The sequence below is a fragment of the uncultured Oscillibacter sp. genome (genome assembly GCF_910579365.1).
GTDB lineage: Bacteria > Bacillota > Clostridia > Oscillospirales > Oscillospiraceae > Oscillibacter.
Window position 1 is genome coordinate 21,986 of the sequence record NZ_CAJTUX010000016.1, and the last position, 22,132, is coordinate 44,117.

The window sequence follows — 22,132 nt, forward strand, 5'->3', positions numbered from 1 at the left end:
TTGCTCACTTGCTCTCTCCCCGGGAGACAGCCTCCCTCTGCCTCAGCAGCGCCTCTATCTCCTTGATGGTATCCGGCCCGTAGACCGGAAGCCAGCCGGAAACCAGCTCCGCTCCCTGCACGCTGTTGGTCATCTTCTTCCGCCAGGTCTCCCGCAGCTCATGGCCGCGGGCGGCGTAGGCGAACCCGGGTCCGGCCTCCTCCATGGGGAAAGCCGCCCTGGGCAATACCAGTGTCAACTCCTCCGTGTCCAAAAACGCCTCCAGATCCGTCCACTGCTCGGAGACCTCCGCCTCCGGCGGGAGATTCCGGCGGGCCTCTTCCGCGAACCGGGGGCCGCAGACAACGAAAAGCCGCTGAACGCCATCGGCCCGCAATTGATCGCACACCCAGGTCAAAATGGGACAGGACAACACGGTCTCCAGCATCAGCGGCTTGGCGTCCGCCTGAACGGCGGCGTCTTCCTCAAAGACAAGCACGGCTCGCTTCAAGTGGCTCATGGGCTTCCCTCCTTTGCACATTTTTACTAAAGGCAATTGTATTATATCAAATTTTTAAGGAAAATCCAGTGGTTCTATTGAATTTGTTTCTAAAATTTTTTCCAAATCTTTTCCGCTTTCCGGTTCTTTTTTGTCGGAGCTAACGGAAACACTGGAATATTCAGGTAATTCCCCCCCTGTTTTTCGGCGTTTCGCAGAATTTACCTTTTCCAAATGGTATCCATTTCAGAAAAATGTAATTTTTTCAAAGAATGTAGTTGAATTTGTTCAGGTAATAGATTACAATAACATTTATTCTGAGAGAAAGCGGGGACTGTGTCTCTATGCTGCACGTTGTGCTGGTGGAACCGGAAATTCCCCAGAACTGCGGGAACATCGCCCGCACCTGCGCCGCCACCGGGGCCGACCTTCATCTGATTCGCCCTCTGGGTTTCGATATTTCCCAGAGCGCCATCCGGCGGAACATGAAGCGCTGCGGTCTGGACTACTGGCACCTGGTACAAGTCTCGGACTATGAGAACCTGGAGGATCTGTTCCGCCGCCATCCAGAGGCCGCGAAAGACCTCTGGCTCACCACCACCAAGGCCCCCCGGTCTTACGCGGAAGCAAGGTTCACGGCGGGCAGCTGGCTCTTCTTCGGCAAGGAGACCGCCGGCCTCCCCCTTCCCTTCCGGGAGCGGTTCCGGGAGCGTTGCGTCCGCCTGCCCATGGTGGACGAGGCCAGGAGTCTGAATTTGAGCAATACCGTTGCCGTCTGCGTATACGAAGCGCTGCGGCAGAGCGGCTTCCCTGGTCTTTTGGGAACAGGGGAAATGGCGCTTTCATGACACATGTTTTAACCGGCGTTCACGCCGAAAAATAAGTTCTTTTTTGGAGGAATCCTGAGATGAATTACAACAAAAAAACCGTCAAAGATGTCGAGGTATCCGGCAAAAAAGTGCTGCTCCGCTGCGACTTCAACGTCCCCCAGGACAAGGAGACCGGCGCGATTACCAGCGACAAGCGCATCGTCGCCGCGCTGCCCACCATCCAGTACCTGCTGGAAAATGGCGCCGCCGTCATTGCCTGCTCGCACCTGGGCAAGCCCGAGGCCAGCTTTGATAAGTGGGTCAAGAAGCAGACTGAAAAGGGCAAGGACCCCGCCTCCCTCACGGAGGAGAAGTGGAAGAAGTCCCTGGCGAAGCTGAGCCTGGCCCCCGTGGCCAAACGCCTGGGCGAGCTGCTGGGCAAAGAGGTCATCATGGCCGCCGACGTGGTGGGCGAAGACGCCAAGGCCAAGGCCGCCGCCCTCCAGCCCGGCCAGATCATGCTGCTGGAAAACACCCGCTTTGAAAAGGGAGAGACCAAGAACGATCCGGAGCTGGCCAAGGCCATGGCTTCCATGGCGGAGGTCTACGTGTCCGACGCGTTCGGCGCGGTGCACCGGGCTCACGCCTCCACTGCCGGCGTCGCCGATTACCTCCCCGCCGTGTCCGGTTTCCTGATTCAAAAAGAGCTGGATTTCCTGGGCGGCGCGATTGCCAATCCCAAGCGGCCCCTGGTCGCCATTCTGGGCGGGGCCAAGGTTTCCTCTAAAATCGGCGTCATCAACAACCTGCTGGAAATTGCCGATACCATCATTATCGGCGGCGGCATGTCCTATACCTTCTCCGCCGCCCAGGGCGGCAAAGTGGGCGACAGCCTGCTGGAGGCCGACTGGATGGATTACTCCAAAGACATGCTTGCCAAGGCCGCTGAAAAAGGCGTGAAGTTCCTCCTCCCCGTGGACACCGTCTGCGGCGACAGCTTCTCCGCCGACGCCAAGAGCCAGGTGGTCAAAGCCGGTGAGATTCCCGACGGCTGGGAGGGGCTGGACATCGGTCCCGAGACCGTGAAGCTCTACTGCGGCGCCGTGGCCGACGCGGGCACGGTAATCTGGAACGGCCCCATGGGCGTGTTCGAGTTCCCCGCTTTCGCCAAGGGCACCGAGGCCATGGCCGAGGCCCTGAGCAAGACCTCCGCGATCACCGTCATCGGCGGCGGCGACAGCGCCGCTGCGGTGGAACAGCTGGGCTACGCCGATAAAATGAGTCACATCTCCACCGGCGGCGGCGCTTCCCTGGAGTTCCTGGAGGGCAAGGAACTGCCCGGCGTTGCCTGCCTGCTGAACAAGTGAGCGGAGCTTTTCCCGCCAGAGCTGCTATTTTTGAGGAAAAAGTTCAGAAAATCCCCTGCTTGCCCTTGACATTTCTGCCTATTTCGGCTATAAAATAATAGGCTGTTCTTATTGGCTCATTCATTTACCATCACATCAAAAGACATAAAAGGAGTATGGAAGATCATGAATCGCAGATACCGCAAAACGGTCATTGCCGGCAACTGGAAAATGAACATGACCGCCACCGAAACCAAAAAATTTGCCGAGGATATCCGCAAGATCATGCCCCGCGCCAAATGGTGCGAGACCTTGATCTGCGTCCCCGCCTGCAACATCTCCACCGCCGCCAAGGCCTTCAAGGACCTGCGCATCTCCGTCGGCGCTGAGAACGTCTATTTCGAGGAGAAGGGCGCTTACACCGGCGAGGTCTCCGCCGATATGCTGAAGGACCTGGGTGTCAAGTACGTCATCATCGGACACAGCGAGCGCCGCCAGTATTTCGGCGAAACTGATCAGACCGTAAACAAGAAGGTCCATGCCGTTCTCAACGCCGGCATGAATCCCATCATCTGCGTGGGCGAGAGTCTGGAGCAGCGGGAGACCGGCATCACCAACGAGTGGATCGCCCTCCAGGTGAAGAGCGCGCTGTACGGCGTTCCCGCCGACAAGCTGCGCCGCTGCATCATCGCTTACGAGCCCATTTGGGCCATCGGCACCGGCAAGACCGCCACCAGCGAGCAGGCCGGCGAGGTCTGCTCCAATATCCGCGCCACCATCCGCAGCCTGTATGGCGCCCGCGTGGCACGGAGCGTCACCATCCAGTATGGCGGCTCCATGAACGCCAAAAATGCCGCCGAGCTGCTGGCTCAGCCCGACATTGACGGCGGCCTCATTGGCGGCGCCTCCCTGAAGCCCGACCAGTTTGTGGAGATCATCAACTCCGCCAACCAGGAGTAATGTATCAGCGAGGGGGAGCAAGCTCCCCCTCGGCGTTGTTCCCCAACGCCGGCCTGCGGGCCGGTGACGCCGCCCCAGGCGGCTGGAATCGGGGATTTTTCGTGACGCCGCAGCGCCTGTTCCGCCTGTAAGGCGGCAGGAAGCGCGCCTGTCCCGAAAATGATTTCAATCCCCCGAGGAGGAGCTTTCAATGAACAAAACACCTACTACGTTAATCATCATGGACGGCTTCGGCACCGGCGGCGGTGAGACGGGCAATGCCGTCAAAACGGCAAAAACGCCCCGGCTGGACCGTTTTTTCCAGGAGTTTGCCCACACGACCCTCTCCGCCTCCGGACTGGATGTGGGTCTCCCTGACGGACAAATGGGCAACAGCGAAGTGGGCCATACCAATATTGGCGGCGGCCGGGTGGTCTTTCAGGACCTTCCCCGCATTTCCCGCGCCATTGAAGACGGCAGCTTCTTCCAGAATCCTGCCTATCTTCACGCCATGGACGCCTGCATCGAAAAGGGTTCCGCCCTGCACCTGTTCGGACTGCTGTCGGATGGCGGCGTTCACTCTCACCTGACTCACCTGTTCGCCCTTTTAAAAATGGCCAAGGACAAGGGGCTTACCCGGGTTTATATCCATGCGTTCCTGGACGGGCGGGACGTATCCCCCACTTCCGGCGCGGGCTTTGTGGCTCAGACGGTTGCCAAGTGCGAAGAGCTGGGCGTGGGCAAGATCGCAACAGTCATGGGCCGGTACTACGCTATGGACCGGGACAAGCGCTGGGACCGGGTAGAGCAGGCCTATGACGCTATGGTTTACGGCGAAAGCGCCATTACCAATCCGGACCCGGTGGATGCGGTGAAAAAGTCCTATGAGAAAGGCGTTACGGATGAGTTTGTGGAGCCCGTCGTCTGCGACGCGGACGGCTCGATCTCTGACAACGACAGCGTCATTTTCTTCAACTTCCGCCCTGACCGGGCCCGGGAGATTACCAGGACGCTGGTGGACCCGGAGTTTGACGGTTTTACCCGGCAGTTCTTCCCTCTGACCTATGTCTGCAACACGGAGTACGACGCCTCCATGCCCAATGTGGAAGTGGCGTTCCCCCGTGTGCTGGTAAGCAATGGTCTGGGCGAGTACCTCAGCAAAATGGGTATGACACAGCTCCGCATCGCCGAGACGGAGAAGTACGCCCATGTGACCTTCTTCTTCAACGGCGGCAGCGAAACCGTCTTTCCCGGCGAGGACCGGGTGCTGGTCCCCTCCCCCAAGGTGGCAACCTATGATCTCCAGCCGGAGATGAGCGCGCCGGAGGTCTGTGAGAAGTGCGTGGAGCGCATTGAGTCCGGGAATTACGACGTTATCATTTTGAACTTCGCCAACTGCGACATGGTGGGCCACACCGGCGTGTTCGACGCTGCTGTGAAGGCCGTGGAGACGGTGGACGCCTGCGTGGGCAAGGTGGTGGACGCCACCTTGAAGATGGGCGGCATCGCCATGATTACCGCTGACCATGGCAACGCCGAGCAGATGGTGGAACCCGACGGCAGTCCCATGACTGCCCACACCACCAATCCCGTTCCCTTCATCCTCTGCGGCGCAGGGTCCGAGCTGCGGTCCGATGGCCGCCTCGCCGATATCGCGCCGACTATGCTGGATGTCATGGGGCTGGCCTGCCCCAAGGAGATGGACGGAAAGACCCTGATTCTTCAATAAATAAGCGCCGACAGAGAAGAGCCGCCCATCAGGGCGGCTCTCAGGCTGTCGAAAACGTATTTTCGCCAGCCTGCGCAAGTTTTTCAAAACTTTAAAAAAGTTTTGAAAAACTTCTGATTGAAAACGAAAGGAACCCCTCCTGGGTTCCTCTCGTAACTCTCTTCCTTCCCGTTGCGTCAATCTTCTGCGTTTTTTGACACACTGAGAGCCGCCCTGACGGGCGGCTCTTTCGTTATTCCACAGCGGCATTCAAAAGGCGAATCAGTTCTTCCTTTCCCGTCCCCTTCTCGGCGGAGAAGGGGAGCAGATGATCCTCCTCTTCCAATTCCAGGGTCTCCCGGATCAAAGCCAGGGCAGGTTCCACCTGGCTCTTTTTCAGCTTATCCAGCTTGTTGGCCACCACAATCTCCGGGCAGCCTGTCTCCCGAAACCAGCTATGCATGGTCAGGTCGTTGGCTGTCGGCTTGTGACGGGCATCCACAATCAGCACGCCGGTGGTAATGTGGGCCTCCTGGAAGTAACTCTCCATCAGGCGGCCCCAGCGCTCCTTTTCCGCCTTGGAAACCTTGGCGTACCCATAGCCCGGCAGGTCCACCAGATAGGCCCTGCGGTCTACCAAGTAATAATTCACCTGGGTGGTCTTACCCGGGGAAGCGCCCACATAGGCCAGGTTCTTCCTCCCCAGAAGGCGGTTGATGACCGAGGACTTTCCCACGTTGGACCGGCCCGCAAAGGCGAACTGCGGCAGACCATCCCACAAAAACTGCTCCCGGCTCCCGGCGGACCGGATAAACTCCGCTTTTCCAAAATTGATCGGCATGTCTGCTCCTTTACTGCCGCAGGGCATTGTCCACCTTTTCCCGGCTCATGGAAGGAAAAACAGGCGCCGGTTCCGGCACTTCTTCCCGAACCGCCTCCGCCGGAGACGTTAGCGCCGCGGCGAAAACCTGATCGATTGTCTCCACCGGGATAAAACGCAGAGCGGCCCGAACCGTCTGATCAATTTCCTCCAGGTCCCGGACATTGTCCTTGGGGATCAGCACGGTGCTGATACCGTTCCGCAGGGCGGCCATGGTTTTTTCCTTCAGCCCGCCGATGGCCAGCACCCGGCCCCGAATGGTCACCTCTCCTGTCATGGCAATGCCCGCCCGGACCTTCCGGTCCGTCAGGGCAGAGAGCATGGCCGTGGTAACCGCGATGCCGGCGGAGGGGCCGTCCTTGGGAACCGCTCCCTCCGGGAAGTGGACATGAATGTCCTTGGTTTTATAGAAGTCCGCCTCTATACCCAGAACCTCTGCCCGGCTTCGAAGACAACTCAGCGCCGCCTGTACGGACTCCTTCATCACGTCGCCCAGGTTGCCGGTAAGCTCCAGCTTTCCGGTGCCCTCCAAAACAGCGGCCTCCACCTCCAGAATCTCGCCGCCGGTTTCCGTCCAGGCCAGACCGTTCACCACGCCGGTCTCCTCCCGCTCTGTGTGGAGAGCGGGGGGATAGGGCTGGCAGTCCAAAAATTTCGGCAGCTCTTCCTCCGTCACCTGAACCCGCTTGGTCTCTCCGGAGAGAAGCTTCATATCCGTCTTCCGGCACAAAGCGGCAATACGCCGTTCCAGAAGGCGGACGCCGGATTCCCGGGTATAGTCCCGAATGATGGCCCGGATCACCTCGTCACCGACCCGGAGGGCGCTTTTTTTCAGTCCGTGTTCGCGCATCTGCTTCGGCAGCAGGTAGCGGCGTGCAATCTGCACCTTCTCCTCATCGGTATAGCTGGAGAGACGGATGACCTCCATCCGGTCCAGCAGCGGCTGGGGAATGGTATCTGTGGTGTTGGCGGTGGTGATGAACATCACCCGGCTCAAGTTCACGGGAATCTCCATATAATGATCCCGGAACGCATGATTCTGCTCGCTGTCCAGCACCTCCAGCAAGGCGGAGGCCGGGTCTCCCCGGTAATCGCTGCCGAGTTTGTCAATCTCATCCAGCAGCAGCAGCGGATTCATGGACCCGCCCCGAATGATGGCGTCAATCACCCGCCCCGGCATGGATCCGATGTAGGTCCTGCGGTGGCCGCGAATGTCCGCCTCATCCCGGACGCCGCCCAGGGACAGGCGGGCCAGTTTCCGGTTCAGCGCCTTGGCGACGGAAATGGCAATGGAGGTTTTTCCAACGCCCGGGGGACCCACCAGACAGAGAATCTGCCCCTTCCCCTTGGGATTCATCTGCCGGACGGCTATGGTCTCCAGAATACGCTCCTTAACCTTCTCCAGACCGAAATGCTCTTTTTCCAGCACTTTGCGGGCGGCGTCCACACTGACGCGCTCGCGGGTCTCGACATTCCAGGGCATCTCCAGGCACACATCCAGATAGTTCCGGATCACCGACGCTTCCGCGCTGCCATAGGGCTGGCGGGAGAGCTTTCCAGCCTCCTTCAAAAGGTGGCTCTCCGCCTCCTCCTCCAGCTTCAGCTCCAGAATCTTCCGGCAGTAATCCTCCACCTCATCGTCTTCGTCATCTTCCCCCAGCTCGTTTTGCAGAACCCGAATCTGCGTGCGCAGTATCTGTTCCCGCTGCGTGCGCACCAGCTGGTCCCGGATTTTTCCCTCCATCTCGTGCTCAAAGCCCAGGATGTTGCACTCGCGGGCCAACAGACTGTTCATCTTCCGCAGGCGGACAAAGGGAGCCAGTTCCTCCAGAATCTCCTGCTTATCCGTGTGGCGAAGAGGAATATTCTGGGCAATAAAGTCCGCCAGATAGCCCACATCCCGGCTGTCCATCACCGTAGTAATGATCTCCTCCGGAATGTTGCCGGACATCTGGGCATACTCGCTGAAAAGATTCCAGGTCTGGCGGAGCAGCGCCTCTGTCCGGGGGCTGCGGTGGAAGGTCTCGGAGGGAACCTCCTCCGGCAGCTCCTCCACATTGGCCTGGAGATAGGGGGAGGACTGCCACAAGCGCCGGAGACGGGCCCGGCGGCGGCCCTCCACCATAACCCTGGCAGCGCCGGAAGAAAGGCGAAGAATCTGGCGGATATGGGATACCGTACCGATTGGATACAGGTCCGTTTCTCCCGGCAGCTCCACGCTGATCTCCCGCTGTGTCACCAGAAAAATCTCCTGCTCAGCCTCCATGGCCCGCTCCAGAGCTGCGATGGAGATGGTGCGCTCCACATCAAAGGTCAGGTGCATATGCGGAAAAACTGTCAGTCCCCGAAGGGCCAGGACGGGAATATTCACGGTGGTCAATTCCATGAAATCACGCTCCTTTCCAAGGGCTCGCCGGCATTCCGGCGGCAATGGAAGAGAATGGAATAGGACTATACAACCCAAGAGGAAGGGACCAGGGTCCCTTCCTCTCCTGAGCCGGTTTTACCGGTCTCTTTTGTATTCAAGATGCGGGCCGGGGCGGTGTGCTGCGGGATTTTCCACCTTTGCCGGTATTCAGCTTGACGGAATAGCCCACCTTTTCCGGGTCATGGGTCAGCACAGGCTGGCCCGCGCCGCTCACACAATCTTTTGTAATGACCGCCTTGACAATGGTGGAATCCGAGGGAATGTCATACATAATCTGCGTCAGCAGCCCCTCCATGACGGCGCGCAGACCCCGGGCGCCGATGTTCCGCTCAATGGCCTTATCCGCGATGGCGTCCAGCGCCTCCGGCTCAAAGACAAGGTCTACATCGTCGTACTCCAGCAGTTTCCGGTACTGTTTCACCAGGGCATTTTTGGGCTCCTGGAGAATCCGCACCAGGTCCTCCCGCCGGAGCCCGTTCAAGGGCGCGATGACCGGCAGGCGGCCCACCAGCTCGGGAATGATGCCGAACTTCAAGATGTCATGGGGCTGGACCTGGTGAAGAATCTTGCTCAAATCCTTGTCCTTCTTGCCCTGAACATTGGCGCCAAAGCCAATACTCTTTTGGTCCAGGCGCTTTTCGATGATCTTCTCCAGTCCGTCAAAGGCGCCGCCGCAGATAAAGAGAATGTTCTTCGTGTTCATCTGGATGAACTCCTGATGAGGGTGCTTCCGGCCGCCCTGGGGAGGGACGTTGGCAACCGTCCCCTCCACAATCTTCAGCAAAGCCTGCTGCACGCCTTCTCCGGAGACGTCCCGGGTAATGGAGGTATTCTCGCTCTTCCGGGCAATCTTGTCAATTTCGTCCACATAGATAATGCCGTGCTCGGCCCGCTCCACGTCAAAGTCTGCGGCCTGGAGCAGACGGAGGAGGATATTTTCCACATCGTCGCCCACATACCCGGCTTCCGTGAGGGTGGTGGCGTCGGCAATGGCGAAGGGCACCTTTAAAATACGGGCCAAGGTTTGTGCAAAGAGCGTCTTGCCGGACCCGGTGGGACCCAGCATCAGGATGTTACTCTTTTGCAATTCCACATCCTCGTCGCCGCCGAAGAAGATGCGCTTATAGTGGTTATACACCGCCACGGACAGAGCGACCTTCGCCTCCTCCTGGCCAATGACATACTGGTCCAGGATATCCTTGATCTCCCGCGGGGTGGGCAGCTGATCGGGGATATCCTCCAGCGCCGCGGTATCCGGTTCAAAGCCGTCGTTCAAAATGCTCATGCACAGATGGACGCATTCGTCGCAGATGCGCACGCCGGGGCCCTGTATCATGCGGTGAATCTGCTGCTCATGCTTGCCGCAGAAAGAACACCGCAGGGTGGTTTTCTTGCCTTCGTCATTCATGGTATTACCTCAGTTCTCTATAGGGGATGAGGCCGCTGTGTCACGCCTCGCCCTTTTTCTCTTCCTTGTTGATCAGAATCTTATCAATCAGGCCGAAATCCCGGGCCTCCTCCGCGCTCATGAAGTTGTCGCGCTCACAGGCGGCCGTAACCTCTTCGACAGAGCGGCCGGTGTTCTCCGCCAGAATGCGGTTCATCCGCTTCTTGATGGTCTCCAACCGCTTCAGATGAATGGCCATATCCGTAATCTGGCCCTGGGTTCCGGCGGAGGGCTGATGAATCATGATCTCCGCATTGGGTAGGGCAATGCGTTTGCCCTTGGCGCCGGCGGAAAGCAGGAACGCGCCCATGCTGGCCGCCATGCCCACGCAGATGGTGGACACGTCGCACTTGACGTACTGCATGGTGTCATAGATGGCCATACCATCGGTGACGGAACCGCCGGGACTGTTGATATACAACTGAATGTCCTTGTCGGGGTCCTGGGCCTCCAGGTACAGGAGCTGGGCCACGATGAGGCTGGCCGTGGTGGCGTTGACCTCCTCTCCCAGGAACACAATCCGGTCATTCAGCAGCCGGGAGAAAATGTCGTAAGACCGCTCGCCCCGGTTCGTCTGCTCTACTACGTAGGGAACTAAACTCAATTTGAAAACCTCCAGTCTTTTGTGGATGCCCTTTCCCTTGGAGCGAAACTGCACTCCAGGGTTATGCCCATATAGCCATTTTCACATGATACCACAGGCATCATGTGAAAATGTGTCGAATCTGTGAATGTCTTTGTAAAGATTCACTATTTGAGCTTATTCGGCGTCCTTCGGCTCCTCGGTCTCCTCTGCCTTCTTTTTCCGGGGCTTTCTGGCGGGCTTTTTCTCCTCGCCGGAGTCTTCCTCGCCCTCGACCGCCTCGGTCTTCTTCTTCCGCGTCTTCTTGGCGGGCTTTTCCTCAGCAGGCGTCTCTTCTCCGGCGGGTTTCTCCTCCGGCTTGGTGGCAGTGGCGTTCTCCACCACGATATCCACCGCCCGTCGGCTGCAAATCTGATCCTTGACCTGGTCGGCCTGGATGTACTTCTTCACCATCTCCACGTCCATGCCGAACTGTTCCGCCAGCTTCTTATACTCAGCCTCCAGCTCCTCGTCGCCGGCCTCAATGTTCTCGGCCTTGATGATGGCCGCGACGGCCAGGTCCATCTTCACCTGACGCAGAGCGGGCTCCTTGGCATCCTCCAGCAGCTTGGCCTCGCTCATGCCGGTCATCTGCATGTACTGATCATAGGGGATGCCCTGCTGGGCGATCTGGGTGCGGAAATTCTCCAGGAACTGGCGGGCCTGACCCTCCACCATGGCGTCGGGAATGTCGGCGGTGATATTCTCCGCCACCTGCTCCATCAGCGCATCCTCGAAGCTGCGGTCCGCGTCCTTCTGGCGGTCCTCGGCAATCTTCTTTTCCAGGTCGGCCTTCAGCTCGTCCAGCGTGTCAAACTCGCTGACGTCCTTGGCAAACTCATCGTCCAGGGCGGGAACGTCCTTCTCCTTCACCTCGTGGCACTTGACCTTGAAGACCACGGCCTTGCCGGCCAGGTCCGCATGGTAGTCCTCGGGGAAGGTGATGTCGATATCCTTCTCGTCGCCGGCCTTCATGCCCACGACCTGCTCCTCAAATCCGGGAACGAAGCTATGGGAGCCCAGCTCCAGACTGTGGTTGCTCCCCTTGCCGCCGTCAAACGGCGCGCCGTCCAGGAAGCCCTCGAAGTCGATGACGGCGGTATCGCCCTCCTTGGCCTCCCGCTCCACGGACACCAGGCGGGTGTTCCGGTCCAGAAGAGTCTGGAGACGGCGGTCCACATCCTCGGAAGTGACCTGAACCTCCTCCTTGGGGGCGGACAGGCCCTTGTACTGGCCTAACGTAACCTCCGGATACACGGGCGCGACAGCCTTGAAGGTAAAGCCCTGCCGGGTGCACTCGCCCACCAGCTCGACGGAGGGATAACCCACCACATTGAGCTCTTTCTCTTTCACGGCAGCCTCATAGGCGTCGGGGAAGGCGATGTTGATCGCCTCGTCGAAGAACACCTCCACACCGTACATGCCCTCGATGATCTTCCGGGGGGCCTTGCCGGGGCGGAAGCCGGGAACGTTGATCTTGTTCCGCATCTTCCGGTACGCCTTTTCAACGGCGGCCTCAAATTCCTGGGCCTCCACCTCGATAGTCAGCGCAACCTGACTCTTCTCAAGCTTTTCGCAGCTCTTCACACTCATGATCGTTTTCCTCCGTTCATTCCCGGCACTTAAAAAACTCGACCGGGACAAGTTAGTATTCTACCAGATAAAATTTGAAAATTCCAGTCTTTTTTCCTTCAATCGCAAATTTTTTTCGGAGCAAAGCCCAGATAGTCGGCGGAAATCAGGGAAAACTCCGTTTCCCCCCGTTTTCCCTCCAGTCTCCGGCGGATGGCGTGGCCGTGAAGATGGCCGTAGCAGCACAGGGAAACGCGGTATTTTTCCAGCGTTTCCAGGATTTCCGGGCACTCATAGCCCTGATAAACCGGGGGATAGTGGAGGAAGCACAGAATGGGCCTCTCCCCCGCCGCCTTCAAGGACGCTTCCAGCCGTCCCACCTCCCGGTTTAAAACCTTGACGTTGTGGGCGTCCTCCTCCAAAAACCAGCCCCGGGTGCCGCAGACGGCGTACTCCCCGTAGAACACACAGTTGTTGTGGAGGATGTCCAGGGTGTGGATGCCCTTCTCGTCAAAAAAGCGGTGCAGCTTGGCGGCGGTGGTCCACCAGTAGTCGTGATTTCCCTTCACCAGATATTTTTTGCAGGGGAACTGGTCCAGGAATTGGAAATCCGCCTCCGCCTCCTCCAGGCCCATGCCCCAGGAGGTATCCCCCGCCAGAACCAGCACGTCCTCCGCCGTCAGGGCGGCGAGGCTCTCCGCAATGCGGGCGGTGTAGTTTTCCCAGGCGGGACCGAAGACCTCCATGGGCTTGTTGGCCGTCAGGGAAAGATGCAAGTCCCCGATGGCATAGAGGGCCATGTCGCCACTCCCTTTCCTTCCGGTATTGATTCTTTATCTAGACCTCATCGTCATAGACGAAGGGTCTCCCACAGCCGGAGCAGCACTGGACTTTTCCAGAGGACGGGGAGAAGGCCGGAGCCCGAGGTGCGCCTTTCCCACAGTAGGGGCAGTGAAGTTTGAGGATGCTGATGATCATGCCCGCCGCACAAGCGGCCAGCACCGCCAGCCCCAGCGGCCTGACCCCGTCCGGCAAGAGCACGCCCAGAAGCCAGGACAGAAGAATCCCCCACAAAAAGAGCCAGTAACCCCGGGCCCATTTGCGTTTCAATGTCTTGATCTTCATCCGTCCCGCCCCCTTCTTTTATTTCAGGAACTCCAGCACCATATCATCCATCTCCGGCTTTTTGCAGCACAGGTCGAATCGGCGGGCTTTGCCCTTCAGGGCCGCCAGCCGCTTGGGAATCGCCACGCCGGAAACGGCGTTCAACTGTTCCAGCAGCTCCACGCCGTCACCCTTGGGAGTCTCGCCGATGGCGCTGAGGACGTGATCGCAGAACTTATAGGGAGAGGCAGTGGAGGCAAAGACCGTCAGGGTCTTGTCCCCGGTCTCCTCCCGGTACTGCTCCAGCACTCCCGCCGCCACGGCGGTGTGGGTGTCGATGAGGTAGCCGTATTTCTTATAATACCGGGCAATGGTTTTCGCGGTCTCCGCCTCACCGCAGAAGCCGCCCCAGAACTGCTCTTGAAGCGCCGCCTTGATTTTCTCGGAAACCTCGTATTTTCCGCCGGTGTTCAGAGCCTCCATATAGCCCCGGACCTCTTCATCGTTCTCCCCGGAGAGATCAAACAGCAGCCGCTCCAAATTGCTGGACACCAGGATATCCATGGAAGGACTCATGGTATTGTGGAAGGGCCGGTTTTTGTCGTACACGCCGGTGCGGAGGAAATCCGTCAGCACATCGTTCTTGTTGGACGCGCAGATGAGCTTCCCTACGGGAAGGCCCATGCGTTTCGCATAATACGCCGCCAGGATATCCCCGAAGTTGCCGGTGGGAACACAGAAGTTTACCTTGTCCCCCATGTTGATCTCCCCGTCCCGGAGCAGGTCGCAGTAGGCGGAGATATAATAGACCACCTGGGGCAGGATGCGGCCCCAGTTGATAGAGTTGGCAGAGGAGAGAAGATAGCCCCGCTTCGCCAGGGTCTCCCGTATGCCCTCGTCAGAGAAAATGCGCTTGACCCCCGCTTGGGCGTCGTCGAAGTTGCCCACCACAGCGCAAACGCCCACATTCTCTCCGTCCTGGGTGACCATTTGGGCCTCCTGGACTTTGGATACGCCGTCCTTGGGGTAGAAGACCATAATTTTCGTCTGGGGCACATCGGCGAAGCCCTCCATGGCAGCCTTGCCGGTGTCGCCGGAGGTGGCCACCAGAATGCAGACCGTCTTATTCTCCCCGGTCTTCCGCAAAGCGGCGGAGAGAAGCTGAGGCAGCATCTGAAGGGCCATGTCCTTAAACGCGGAGGTGGGACCGTGCCACAGCTCCAGGCAGTGGGTGGAGCCGTCCACCTTCCGCAGGGGGGCCACGGCGGGGGCGTCATACTTGTCAGGGCCATAGGCGTTCCCGGCGAAGGCCAGCAGTTCCTCTTCCGTGTAATCCGTCAGGTAGAGGGCCATGACCCTGGCCGTGCGCTCCTGATAGGAGCATTTGCTAAGGCTGTCCAGAAATGCGCTGTCGATCTGCGGAATGGCCTCCGGCGTCAGAAGTCCCCCGTCCCGGGAAAGACCCAGCTTCACCGCCTCGGCGCTGCTGACCCGCAGGGCGCGGTCCCGGGTGCTCAAATAATTCATATCCTGTATCTCACCTTTCCGATGTAGTTTTTGATCTATGCAAAGGCGTCTTCCAGGTAAACCACCCGGAGGCCGCCATCTTTTTCCTCGTAAACCTCCGCCACGTCGAAGCGTGCGGCGCAGTCCAGGTCATAAAAGCCCATGTAAAGACCCGCCGCCTTACGCAGCCGTTCCTGTTTCCGTCCGTCCACAAACTCCCGGGGCAGACCGATGGAACGGGGCCCCCGGCGCTTCACCTCCACAAAACAGAGGACGCCTTCCGGGCTATGGGCCACGATGTCCAGTTCCCCAAAACGGCACCGCCACTGGCGGGCCAGAATGGCATAACCCCGGCGTTCCAGATATCGGGCGGCGGCGGTCTCCCCCTGGCCGCCGGAGTCCTTCGTCCCCCTCATGGCCGCCGTGCCTCCCACTTTTTTAAAAAGGTCTTCCGATGGACCGGACAGGGGCCGTATTCATCCAGGGCGGCGTAGTGGGCTTTTGTGCCGTAGCCCTTGTGCTTGGCAAAGCCGTATTGCGGATACAGGGCGTCCAGTTCCCGGGAGACACAGCGGTCCCGGCTGACCTTCGCCAGAATGGAGGCGGCGGCGATGGAGGCGCTTTTCCCGTCGCCTCCGGTCAGGGTGACGTGGGGCGTCTGGATGGAAACCCGGCTCCCATGGTCCCGGTTGCCGTCGATGAGGCAGAGGTCCGGCCGGACGGACAGGCCGTCGATGGCCCGCTGCATGGCCAGCATCCGGGCGTTGAGGATATCGATTTCGTCAATCTCCTCCGCCGTGGCAAAGGCCACGCTCCACGCCTCCGCCTGGGCGGTGATTTGTTCGTAAAGGGCCTCCCGTTTTTTCTCCGTCAGCTTCTTGGAGTCGTTTAGGCCGGGGATTTCCAGCTCCCGGGGCAGGATCACGGCGGCGGCGTACACCGGCCCTGCCAGAGGGCCCGCCCCCGCCTCGTCCACGCCGCAGAGGAGGACATAGCCGTTATTCCATTGTTCCCGCTCCGGGGCCCACAGGTCCATGGGGCGTCTCTCCTCTCTTTTGGGCCTGGCGGTGGAGCCGGGCAATGTAGATAAAATGGGCCAGGCAGAACAGCAGCCCGGTGCACCATAAAGCGATATACTGGGCGCTCCCGGACAACCCTGCTATCTGATCAAACAGCAGCCAGGAGAAGGCCAGACACTGGTTCACTGGCGCCAGGAACATCAAGATCACAATCAGAACCGTAAATGGAGCGGGCGGCGTCGTGTAGTTCAGCAGGATCCCCAAAGAAAACGCCGCAAACAGTAAAGTGCTGAAGCCCCAATACCATTTTAAACTGCGGAGCAGCTCCGCTCCTCCAAAAAACCAAAGCCATATATCCAAAGCCAGCAGACCTGCAAGCCAGAGTCCCAGAAAGGTCCAGGACCAAGCTGTATAGTCGTTATACCAATTTTCAAAAAACGTGCGGATACTGGTATAAAAGTGCAGAACCACACACGCCGTCACCGCCGCCGCAGTGAGAATCTTTTTCTTCTTTTCACTCATTCCGGCACCTCCAGCGTGAACCGCCCCAGCTTGCCGGAGCGGAACTCGTCCAGCAGAATCTTCGCCATCCGCTCGGTATCCACCTCCCCGCCGGAAATGAGAAAGCCCCGCCGCCGTCCGGCGGCGTCCAGCAGGCGGTAGCCGTAGGCCACGTCGTTCTCCTCCCCTTCCCGCCCCGGGAGGGACGGAAGCTTATAGCCGGTTTTCAGCGCCTCCGGATAGCGCTCCGCTAAATACGCCATCAGGTGGCAACCCAGGGTCTCCGTGTCCAGAATCTCGTCCTTCACCGCTCCGGTGAAGGCCAGATGCAGTCCCACATCCTGGTCGTCCAGCTTGGGCCAGAGAATCCCCGGCGTGTCCAGCAGCTCCAGCCCCCGGTCAACGGGCACCCACTGCTTGGACCGGGTGACGCCGGGGCGGTCCTCCGCCTTGGCGGTCTTCCGGCCCGCGATCTTATTGATAAATGTCGACTTTCCCACATTGGGAATGCCCAGGACCATCACCCGGACCACCCGGCCGGTCTGGCCCTTCTCCGCGTAGGAGCGGAGCTTGTCCGCCAGCAGTTCCCGGACGGCGGCGGAGAACTTCGCCGTGCCCGCGCCGCTTTTGGAATCGGTCTCCAGCACGGCCCAGCCTTTTTCTTTGAAATGAGCCGCCCAGGCTTTCGTCGCCTCCCGGTCCGCCTGGTCCGCCCGGTTCAAGACCACCAGCCGGGGTTTTCCCGCAGTCAGGCCGTCCACGTCCGGGTTTCGGCTGGACCGGGGAATGCGGGCGTCCAGAATCTCGCAGACCGCGTCCACGTTTTTCAGCTGCTCCCCGATCATCCGCCGGGTCTTGGCCATATGCCCGGGATACCATTGAATTTCCACTAGCCGATTCCTCCGATCCGTCCGTACTCCCGCATTCCCGTCACAGCGTCCCGGCCGGGAAAGGCCAGGAACACCGCCCGGCCAATGATGTAGCGCTCGTCCACAGCGCCAAGCCGCGCGTCCCGGCTGTCGTTGCTGGCATTCCGGTTATCCCCCATGACAAAGACGCAGCCCTCCGGCACCGTGAGGGGAAACACCGTCCCCTCCGCCAGAAAGGTTCGCTCCAGAATATAATCCTCATGGAGCTGCCGTCCGTCCACAAAAACAGCACCGGAGGAAAAGTCGATGTCCACCGTCTGTCCCTCTGTGGCAATGATCCGCTTGATAATGGGCTCCGGCAGAAAACTCTCCTTCCGCAGAACCACAATATCCCCCTGCCGGAAGCCGCCGCAGAGCGCGGAGCTCAGTACCATCAGCCGGTCCCCGTCCTGAAGAGTGGGGACCATGGAATGTCCGTCCACACCGATAAGCCGAATGGCAAAGGTGAACACCACCACCACCGTCAGCACGGAACAGACCAGGGCCTGCACCCACTCATAGACGTCCCGGCCCCGTTTTTTCTCCTCTCTGCTCTCCGCCCGCTGCGCTTCTTTCTGCATGTCTCTTTCTCTCCTTGATCCGGCGCGTCCTTAAAGCGTTCCGATGCGGCTCCACTCCCGCATATTCCGTCCTGCCGTCCGTCCCGGCAGCAGCAGGAACACCGCCCGGCCAATGAGACAGCGAGTGTCCACCGCGCCCAGCGAGGGTTCCCGGCTGTCCCGGCTCTCGTTGCGGTTATCCCCCATGAGGAACACGCAGCCCTCCGGCACGGTAAGGGGAAATTCCATCCCCAAATCCAAGTGCGTCGCCTCCCGGATATAGGGTTCTTCCAGCTCGGCGCCGTCCACATAGACCACACCCCTGTTGAAATCCACGTCCACGGTCTGCCCCTCCGTGGCGATAACCCGCTTGACGATGGGCTCGCCGTTTTCAAACGAGGCCTTGGCGGCGATCACCACGTCTCCCGCCTCGTACCTGCCGCAAAGAGCGCCGTTTACTACCAGCAGAAGGTCCCCGTTCTGGAGCGTATTCCGCATAGAGCCGCCGGACACTCCCACCACACGGACTCCAAAGGCGAACACCAGCACCGCCGCCAGCACAGAGCATACCAACGCCTGCGCCCATTCGAAAAGTCCCCGGTCCGGCTGCCTGTCCCGTCTCTCAGCCGTCATTGCAATCCCTCCGTGACCACAAAAGTTTTCAATCTAAAATAGTATACCAAAGAAGTCCGGAAATCACAAGGGGAAATTCCAAATGGGCACTGTGTATTTTTAATAAGAATCATTTGCACTTTCCGGAATTTCGTGGTACACTGGAAAAGTTAAACTACGCTCCGGTGTTCCGGAGCCGAATATTGAGGTGCAAACCATGGAAACTGCAAAAAAGAGAATCCTCAGCGGCATCCAGCCCTCCGGTGATCTGACCCTGGGCTCCTACATGGGGGCCATCCGCAACTGGGCCGCTCTGGCTGACGAATACGACTGCTACTACATGCTGGCCGACCTCCACACCCTCACCGTGCGGCAGGTCCCGGCGGAGCTCCGCCGCCACACCCTCACCCAGCTGGCGGCCTATATCGCCTGCGGCCTGGACCCGGAGAAAAATGTGCTCTTCGTCCAGTCCCACGTCCCCGCCCACACGCAGCTGGGATGGGTGCTGGACTGCTACACCATGTTCGGCGAGCTCTCCCGCATGACGCAATTCAAGGATAAGTCCGCCAAAAACGCCGACAATATCAACGCCGGCCTGTTCACCTATCCCGCCCTCATGGCGGCGGATATCCTCCTCTATCAGGCGGACCTGGTGCCCGTGGGCGTGGATCAGAAGCAGCATGTGGAGATCTGCCGGGACATCGCCGGCCGCTTTAACGGGCTGTACGGCGAAACCTTCAAGATTCCCGAGCCCTATATTCCCCAGGTGGGGGCCAAGGTCATGAGCCTCACCTCTCCTGAAAACAAGATGTCCAAGTCCGACAAGGACCCCAGCGGCTGCGTCTACATGCTGGAAACGCCGGAGGACATTATGCGCAAATTCAAAAAGGCCATGACGGACTCGGAAGCCGCAGTCCGCTTTGACCCGGCAGGCAAGCCCGGCGTCTCCAACCTCATGCAGATTTACGCCGCCGCCACCGGCCGGACCTTCGAGGCCATCGAGGCCGAGTTTGCCGGTCATGGCTACGGCGACTTCAAAGCCGCCGTAGGCGAGGCTGTGGTGGAGCTGCTCCGCCCCATCCGAGAGGAGACCGAGCGGCTGCTGGCCGACAAGGCCTATCTGGAAACCGTGTACCGCGCCGGCGCGGAGCGCGCCGCCCACACCGCCAACCGGACCCTCTCGAAGGTTTACAAAAAGGTTGGCCTGCTGGCCCGGTAAGGAGGACGCACATGCCCTTAGACAATCAGCTGATCGCCTACGTGGCCCTCGCCCTGCTGGCGGCGCTGGTCATCAGCTTTTTAATGACCCCGGTGGTGCGGACCTTTGCCTATAAAGTCGGCGCCGTGGATATTCCCAAGGACGCCCGCCGGATGCACCGGGTGCCCATTCCCCGTCTGGGCGGCCTGGCCATCTTCATCGGCTTCATGGTCAGCGTGCTGATCCTGGGCAATATTCGGAACAACGGTCAGCTTCAGAGTATTCTGCTGGGCTCCGTCATCATTGTGGTTCTGGGCGTGGTGGATGATATCATGGCCCTGCCCGCCATGCTGAAGTTCGTTGTCCAGATTGCCGCCGCCTTGATTCCCGCCCTGAACGGCGTGGTCATCCAGGCCTTCTCCAACCCCAACATTTTCTCCAGCAGCCTCTATTGGGTGCTGGGACCCCTGTCCATTCCTTTTACGGTTCTCTGGATCGTCGCCATCACCAACGCGGTGAACCTCATCGACGGTCTGGACGGTCTGGCCAATGGCGTCTCCGCCATCTCGGCCACCACCATGCTGGTCATCGCCCTGCTGGCCTCTGAGGCGGAGGTCGCCATCGTCATGGCGGCCCTGGTGGGTGCCTGCGTGGGCTTCATGCCCTACAACCTCAATCCCGCCAAGATGTTTATGGGGGACACCGGGGCCACGTTTCTGGGCTATATTCTGGCCACCATGTCCATCCAGGGGCTGTTCAAGTTCTATGCGGTGATTTCCTTCGCCGTGCCCTTCCTGATTTTGGGGCTGCCGATTTTTGACACAACCTTCGCCTTCATCCGCCGCATCGCCCACGGCCAAAGCCCCATGCACGCCGACCGGGGGCACATCCACCACCGGCTTATCGACATGGGCCTGAACCAGAAGCAGGCGGTGGCGACGCTTTACGTCATCTCCGCCATGCTGGGGCTGTCCGCCGTGGTACTGACCACCGGGGGAGAGCAGAAGGCCATGCTGTTTTTCGCGGCGCTGTGCATTGTGGCGGTGGTGGCGGCCCGGGTGGTATTTCCCAAGGAAATCCGGGAAGAGCTCCATGATGAGATCGAGGAACTGCGGGAGCTGGGGCACCACGGGGAGCATACGCCGCCGGAGGAGGGGAAAAAAGCCCCCGGCGGAGATAAGGAGAGCTGAATGGAAAAGCTGCGTATTATGAGCGTCTTCGGCACCCGGCCGGAGGCCATTAAGATGTGCCCTTTGGTGAAGGAGCTGGCCCGGCGCCCCGGTATCGAGAGCCTTTGCTGCGTCACCGCCCAGCACCGGCAGATGCTGGATTCCGTGCTGGAGGTATTCGACGTTCGGCCCGATTGGGACCTGAATATCATGACGCCCAGGCAGACCCTCTCCGGCATCACCAGCAAATGCCTCCTGGGCATGGACGAGGCCATCGACTCCCTGAAGCCGGACATGATTCTGGTTCACGGGGACACCTCCACCACCTTCTCCGGAGCCCTGTCCGCCTTTTACCATCAGGTGGCTGTGGGCCACGTGGAGGCGGGCCTGCGAACCTATGACAAATACGCCCCTTTCCCGGAGGAGATGAACCGGGTGCTGACCTCCTCGCTTGCGGACATGCACTTTTGTCCCACCTCCGGAAACCGGGAGAACCTGATTCGGGAGGGCCGGAATCCGGAGACGATCTTCGTCACCGGGAACACCGTCATCGACGCGCTGAAAACCACCGTGCGGAAGGATTACCGCTTCTCCACGGAGGAGCTGAACCGCCTGCCCTACGGGGAAAAGAAAGTGCTGCTGGTCACCTGTCACCGGAGGGAAAACTACGGTGAGCCCATGAAGAGCATCATGCTGGCCCTGCGGCAGATCGCCGAGGAAAACCGGGATGTGGAGCTGGTCTATCCCGTTCATCTCAGCCCCGTGGTCCGGGAGGCGGTGGACCGATATCTTCGGGGGGCCCCGAGAGTTCACCTCATCGACCCCCTTCCCGCCGGGGAGATGCACAATCTGATGGACCGCTGCTATCTGGTGCTGACGGACTCCGGCGGCCTTCAGGAGGAGGCCCCCGCCCTGGGCAAGCCTGTGCTGGTCCTTCGCCGGGAGACGGAGCGGCCCGAAGCCGTGGCCGCCGGGACCGTGAAGCTGGCCGGGGTGATTCAAGACGACATCGTTACCATGGCCTCCCGGCTGATTCAGGACAAATACGCCTACAACGAAATGGCCCGGGCTGTGAACCCCTACGGTGACGGGAACGCCTGCCGCCGCATCGCCGACGCCATTGAATGGCGTTACGGCCTCCGGAAGGAGTGGCCCGCCAATTACGGGGCATAAGGGGCCATGGACAAGCGAAATCTGAATTGGATTACCTGGGCTGTGCTGGCAGTGGCTGCTGCCCTGGTGGCGCTGATGCTGGGTGGCAGCCTGAGCCGCACCGCCCACATCTCCCTCCCTCCCTCCGATCTCCCCAGGGACCCCGCCGCCGAG

At 59.8% G+C, this 22,132-nt stretch carries 22 protein-coding genes; 7 read left to right on the forward strand and 15 right to left on the reverse strand.

All coding sequences use genetic code 11. The features are described from left to right. Positions 1-4: 4 nt before the first annotated feature. Entirely contained in the window at positions 5-499 is a 495-nt protein-coding gene (locus QZ329_RS06230; protein ID WP_295749725.1) for a hypothetical protein, read from the reverse strand. Positions 500-822: 323 nt separating this feature from the next. Between QZ329_RS06230 and QZ329_RS06235 the strand changes: the two genes are divergently transcribed. The 4 genes from QZ329_RS06235 (at position 823) to gpmI (ending at position 5,301) form a co-directional block, all read left to right on the forward strand. Beyond that, positions 823-1,326: a tRNA (cytidine(34)-2'-O)-methyltransferase gene (locus tag QZ329_RS06235; RefSeq protein ID WP_295749728.1), complete on the forward strand. Its 504-nt coding sequence runs from the start codon at positions 823-825 to the stop codon at positions 1,324-1,326. A gap of 59 nt (positions 1,327-1,385) precedes the next feature. Beyond that, the gene (locus QZ329_RS06240; protein WP_295749731.1) at positions 1,386-2,654 is read left to right on the forward strand and encodes a phosphoglycerate kinase; all 1,269 of its coding nucleotides are present in this window, start codon (positions 1,386-1,388) and stop codon (positions 2,652-2,654) included. Between the two features lie 165 nt (positions 2,655-2,819). Further along, positions 2,820-3,593 (forward strand): triose-phosphate isomerase, encoded by a 774-nt coding sequence (tpiA, locus tag QZ329_RS06245; RefSeq protein WP_295749733.1) that lies wholly within the window; start codon positions 2,820-2,822, stop codon positions 3,591-3,593. Positions 3,594-3,783: 190 nt separating this feature from the next. Then, on the forward strand, positions 3,784-5,301 hold the full coding sequence (gene gpmI / locus QZ329_RS06250) for a 2,3-bisphosphoglycerate-independent phosphoglycerate mutase (protein ID WP_295749736.1): 1,518 nt from the start codon (positions 3,784-3,786) through the stop codon (positions 5,299-5,301). Positions 5,302-5,533: 232 nt separating this feature from the next. Here the strand turns inward: gpmI and yihA are convergent, their stop codons facing one another. The 14 genes from yihA to lepB (QZ329_RS06320) all read right to left on the reverse strand — a co-directional run bounded on the left by yihA (position 5,534) and on the right by lepB (QZ329_RS06320) (position 18,460). Then, a complete protein-coding gene (gene yihA / locus QZ329_RS06255; RefSeq protein WP_295749739.1) occupies positions 5,534-6,121 on the reverse strand; it encodes a ribosome biogenesis GTP-binding protein YihA/YsxC in 588 nt (195 codons plus the stop codon). 10 nt (positions 6,122-6,131) lie between these two features. Then, a complete protein-coding gene (lon, locus tag QZ329_RS06260; RefSeq protein WP_295749742.1) occupies positions 6,132-8,546 on the reverse strand; it encodes an endopeptidase La in 2,415 nt (804 codons plus the stop codon). 136 nt (positions 8,547-8,682) lie between these two features. After that, on the reverse strand, positions 8,683-9,996 hold the full coding sequence (gene clpX / locus QZ329_RS06265) for an ATP-dependent Clp protease ATP-binding subunit ClpX (RefSeq protein WP_295749745.1): 1,314 nt from the start codon (positions 9,994-9,996) through the stop codon (positions 8,683-8,685). A gap of 40 nt (positions 9,997-10,036) precedes the next feature. After that, positions 10,037-10,639, reverse strand: coding sequence for an ATP-dependent Clp protease proteolytic subunit (locus QZ329_RS06270; RefSeq protein WP_295749748.1), 603 nt, complete (start codon positions 10,637-10,639; stop codon positions 10,037-10,039). A 156-nt stretch (positions 10,640-10,795) separates the two neighbouring features. Further along, positions 10,796-12,250, reverse strand: a complete 1,455-nt coding sequence (gene tig / locus QZ329_RS06275) for a trigger factor (protein ID WP_295749751.1) — start codon at positions 12,248-12,250, stop codon at positions 10,796-10,798. Between the two features lie 98 nt (positions 12,251-12,348). Further along, positions 12,349-13,029, reverse strand: a complete 681-nt coding sequence (locus QZ329_RS06280; RefSeq protein WP_295749754.1) for a metallophosphoesterase — start codon at positions 13,027-13,029, stop codon at positions 12,349-12,351. Positions 13,030-13,066: 37 nt separating this feature from the next. Continuing rightward, positions 13,067-13,354 carry a hypothetical protein gene (locus QZ329_RS06285; RefSeq protein ID WP_295749757.1) on the reverse strand — a complete coding sequence of 96 codons (288 nt, stop codon included), beginning with the start codon at positions 13,352-13,354 and terminating at the stop codon, positions 13,067-13,069. Positions 13,355-13,372: 18 nt separating this feature from the next. Further along, positions 13,373-14,860, reverse strand: coding sequence for a threonine synthase (thrC, locus tag QZ329_RS06290; protein WP_295749760.1), 1,488 nt, complete (start codon positions 14,858-14,860; stop codon positions 13,373-13,375). A 35-nt stretch (positions 14,861-14,895) separates the two neighbouring features. After that, a complete protein-coding gene (locus QZ329_RS06295; protein WP_295749763.1) occupies positions 14,896-15,255 on the reverse strand; it encodes a YraN family protein in 360 nt (119 codons plus the stop codon). Then, positions 15,252-15,875, reverse strand: coding sequence for a ribonuclease HII (locus QZ329_RS06300; protein WP_295749766.1), 624 nt, complete (start codon positions 15,873-15,875; stop codon positions 15,252-15,254). The genes QZ329_RS06295 and QZ329_RS06300 overlap by 4 nt, the downstream gene beginning before the upstream one ends. After that, positions 15,838-16,380 carry a hypothetical protein gene (locus tag QZ329_RS06305; RefSeq protein WP_295749769.1) on the reverse strand — a complete coding sequence of 181 codons (543 nt, stop codon included), beginning with the start codon at positions 16,378-16,380 and terminating at the stop codon, positions 15,838-15,840. Before QZ329_RS06305 ends, QZ329_RS06300 begins: the two co-directional genes overlap by 38 nt. After that, positions 16,377-17,249, reverse strand: coding sequence for a ribosome biogenesis GTPase YlqF (gene ylqF, locus QZ329_RS06310; RefSeq protein ID WP_295749773.1), 873 nt, complete (start codon positions 17,247-17,249; stop codon positions 16,377-16,379). The genes QZ329_RS06305 and ylqF overlap by 4 nt, the downstream gene beginning before the upstream one ends. Beyond that, complete coding sequence (gene lepB, locus QZ329_RS06315) at positions 17,249-17,848, reverse strand: signal peptidase I (RefSeq protein ID WP_295749776.1); 600 nt, start codon at positions 17,846-17,848, stop codon at positions 17,249-17,251. Before lepB (QZ329_RS06315) ends, ylqF begins: the two co-directional genes overlap by 1 nt. Before the next feature lie 30 nt (positions 17,849-17,878). Further along, complete coding sequence (gene lepB / locus QZ329_RS06320) at positions 17,879-18,460, reverse strand: signal peptidase I (protein ID WP_295749779.1); 582 nt, start codon at positions 18,458-18,460, stop codon at positions 17,879-17,881. Positions 18,461-18,656: 196 nt separating this feature from the next. Here lepB (QZ329_RS06320) and trpS point away from each other — a divergent pair, with 196 nt between their 5' ends. The 3 genes from trpS to wecB are packed head-to-tail and all read left to right on the forward strand — an operon-like array spanning position 18,657 to position 21,979. Further along, positions 18,657-19,658 (forward strand): tryptophan--tRNA ligase, encoded by a 1,002-nt coding sequence (gene trpS / locus QZ329_RS06325; protein ID WP_295749782.1) that lies wholly within the window; start codon positions 18,657-18,659, stop codon positions 19,656-19,658. Positions 19,659-19,669: 11 nt separating this feature from the next. After that, on the forward strand, positions 19,670-20,827 hold the full coding sequence (locus tag QZ329_RS06330; protein WP_295749786.1) for an MraY family glycosyltransferase: 1,158 nt from the start codon (positions 19,670-19,672) through the stop codon (positions 20,825-20,827). Next, positions 20,828-21,979: a UDP-N-acetylglucosamine 2-epimerase (non-hydrolyzing) gene (gene wecB / locus QZ329_RS06335; RefSeq protein ID WP_295749789.1), complete on the forward strand. Its 1,152-nt coding sequence runs from the start codon at positions 20,828-20,830 to the stop codon at positions 21,977-21,979. The last annotated feature ends 153 nt before the right edge of the window (positions 21,980-22,132 follow it).

Coding starts and splice junctions, on each gene's coding strand:
- QZ329_RS06230 (WP_295749725.1), bottom strand. CDS start 499: ATGAGCCACTTGAAGCGAGCCGTGCTTGTCTTTGAGGAAGACGCCGCC.
- QZ329_RS06235 (WP_295749728.1), top strand. CDS start 823: ATGCTGCACGTTGTGCTGGTGGAACCGGAAATTCCCCAGAACTGCGGG.
- QZ329_RS06240 (WP_295749731.1), top strand. CDS start 1,386: ATGAATTACAACAAAAAAACCGTCAAAGATGTCGAGGTATCCGGCAAA.
- tpiA (WP_295749733.1), top strand. CDS start 2,820: ATGAATCGCAGATACCGCAAAACGGTCATTGCCGGCAACTGGAAAATG.
- gpmI (WP_295749736.1), top strand. CDS start 3,784: ATGAACAAAACACCTACTACGTTAATCATCATGGACGGCTTCGGCACC.
- yihA (WP_295749739.1), bottom strand. CDS start 6,121: ATGCCGATCAATTTTGGAAAAGCGGAGTTTATCCGGTCCGCCGGGAGC.
- lon (WP_295749742.1), bottom strand. CDS start 8,546: ATGGAATTGACCACCGTGAATATTCCCGTCCTGGCCCTTCGGGGACTG.
- clpX (WP_295749745.1), bottom strand. CDS start 9,996: ATGAATGACGAAGGCAAGAAAACCACCCTGCGGTGTTCTTTCTGCGGC.
- tig (WP_295749751.1), bottom strand. CDS start 12,250: ATGAGTGTGAAGAGCTGCGAAAAGCTTGAGAAGAGTCAGGTTGCGCTG.
- QZ329_RS06280 (WP_295749754.1), bottom strand. CDS start 13,029: ATGGCCCTCTATGCCATCGGGGACTTGCATCTTTCCCTGACGGCCAAC.
- QZ329_RS06285 (WP_295749757.1), bottom strand. CDS start 13,354: ATGAAGATCAAGACATTGAAACGCAAATGGGCCCGGGGTTACTGGCTC.
- thrC (WP_295749760.1), bottom strand. CDS start 14,860: ATGAATTATTTGAGCACCCGGGACCGCGCCCTGCGGGTCAGCAGCGCC.
- QZ329_RS06295 (WP_295749763.1), bottom strand. CDS start 15,255: ATGAGGGGGACGAAGGACTCCGGCGGCCAGGGGGAGACCGCCGCCGCC.
- QZ329_RS06300 (WP_295749766.1), bottom strand. CDS start 15,875: ATGGACCTGTGGGCCCCGGAGCGGGAACAATGGAATAACGGCTATGTC.
- QZ329_RS06305 (WP_295749769.1), bottom strand. CDS start 16,380: ATGAGTGAAAAGAAGAAAAAGATTCTCACTGCGGCGGCGGTGACGGCG.
- lepB (WP_295749776.1), bottom strand. CDS start 17,848: ATGCAGAAAGAAGCGCAGCGGGCGGAGAGCAGAGAGGAGAAAAAACGG.
- lepB (WP_295749779.1), bottom strand. CDS start 18,460: ATGACGGCTGAGAGACGGGACAGGCAGCCGGACCGGGGACTTTTCGAA.
- trpS (WP_295749782.1), top strand. CDS start 18,657: ATGGAAACTGCAAAAAAGAGAATCCTCAGCGGCATCCAGCCCTCCGGT.
- QZ329_RS06330 (WP_295749786.1), top strand. CDS start 19,670: ATGCCCTTAGACAATCAGCTGATCGCCTACGTGGCCCTCGCCCTGCTG.
- wecB (WP_295749789.1), top strand. CDS start 20,828: ATGGAAAAGCTGCGTATTATGAGCGTCTTCGGCACCCGGCCGGAGGCC.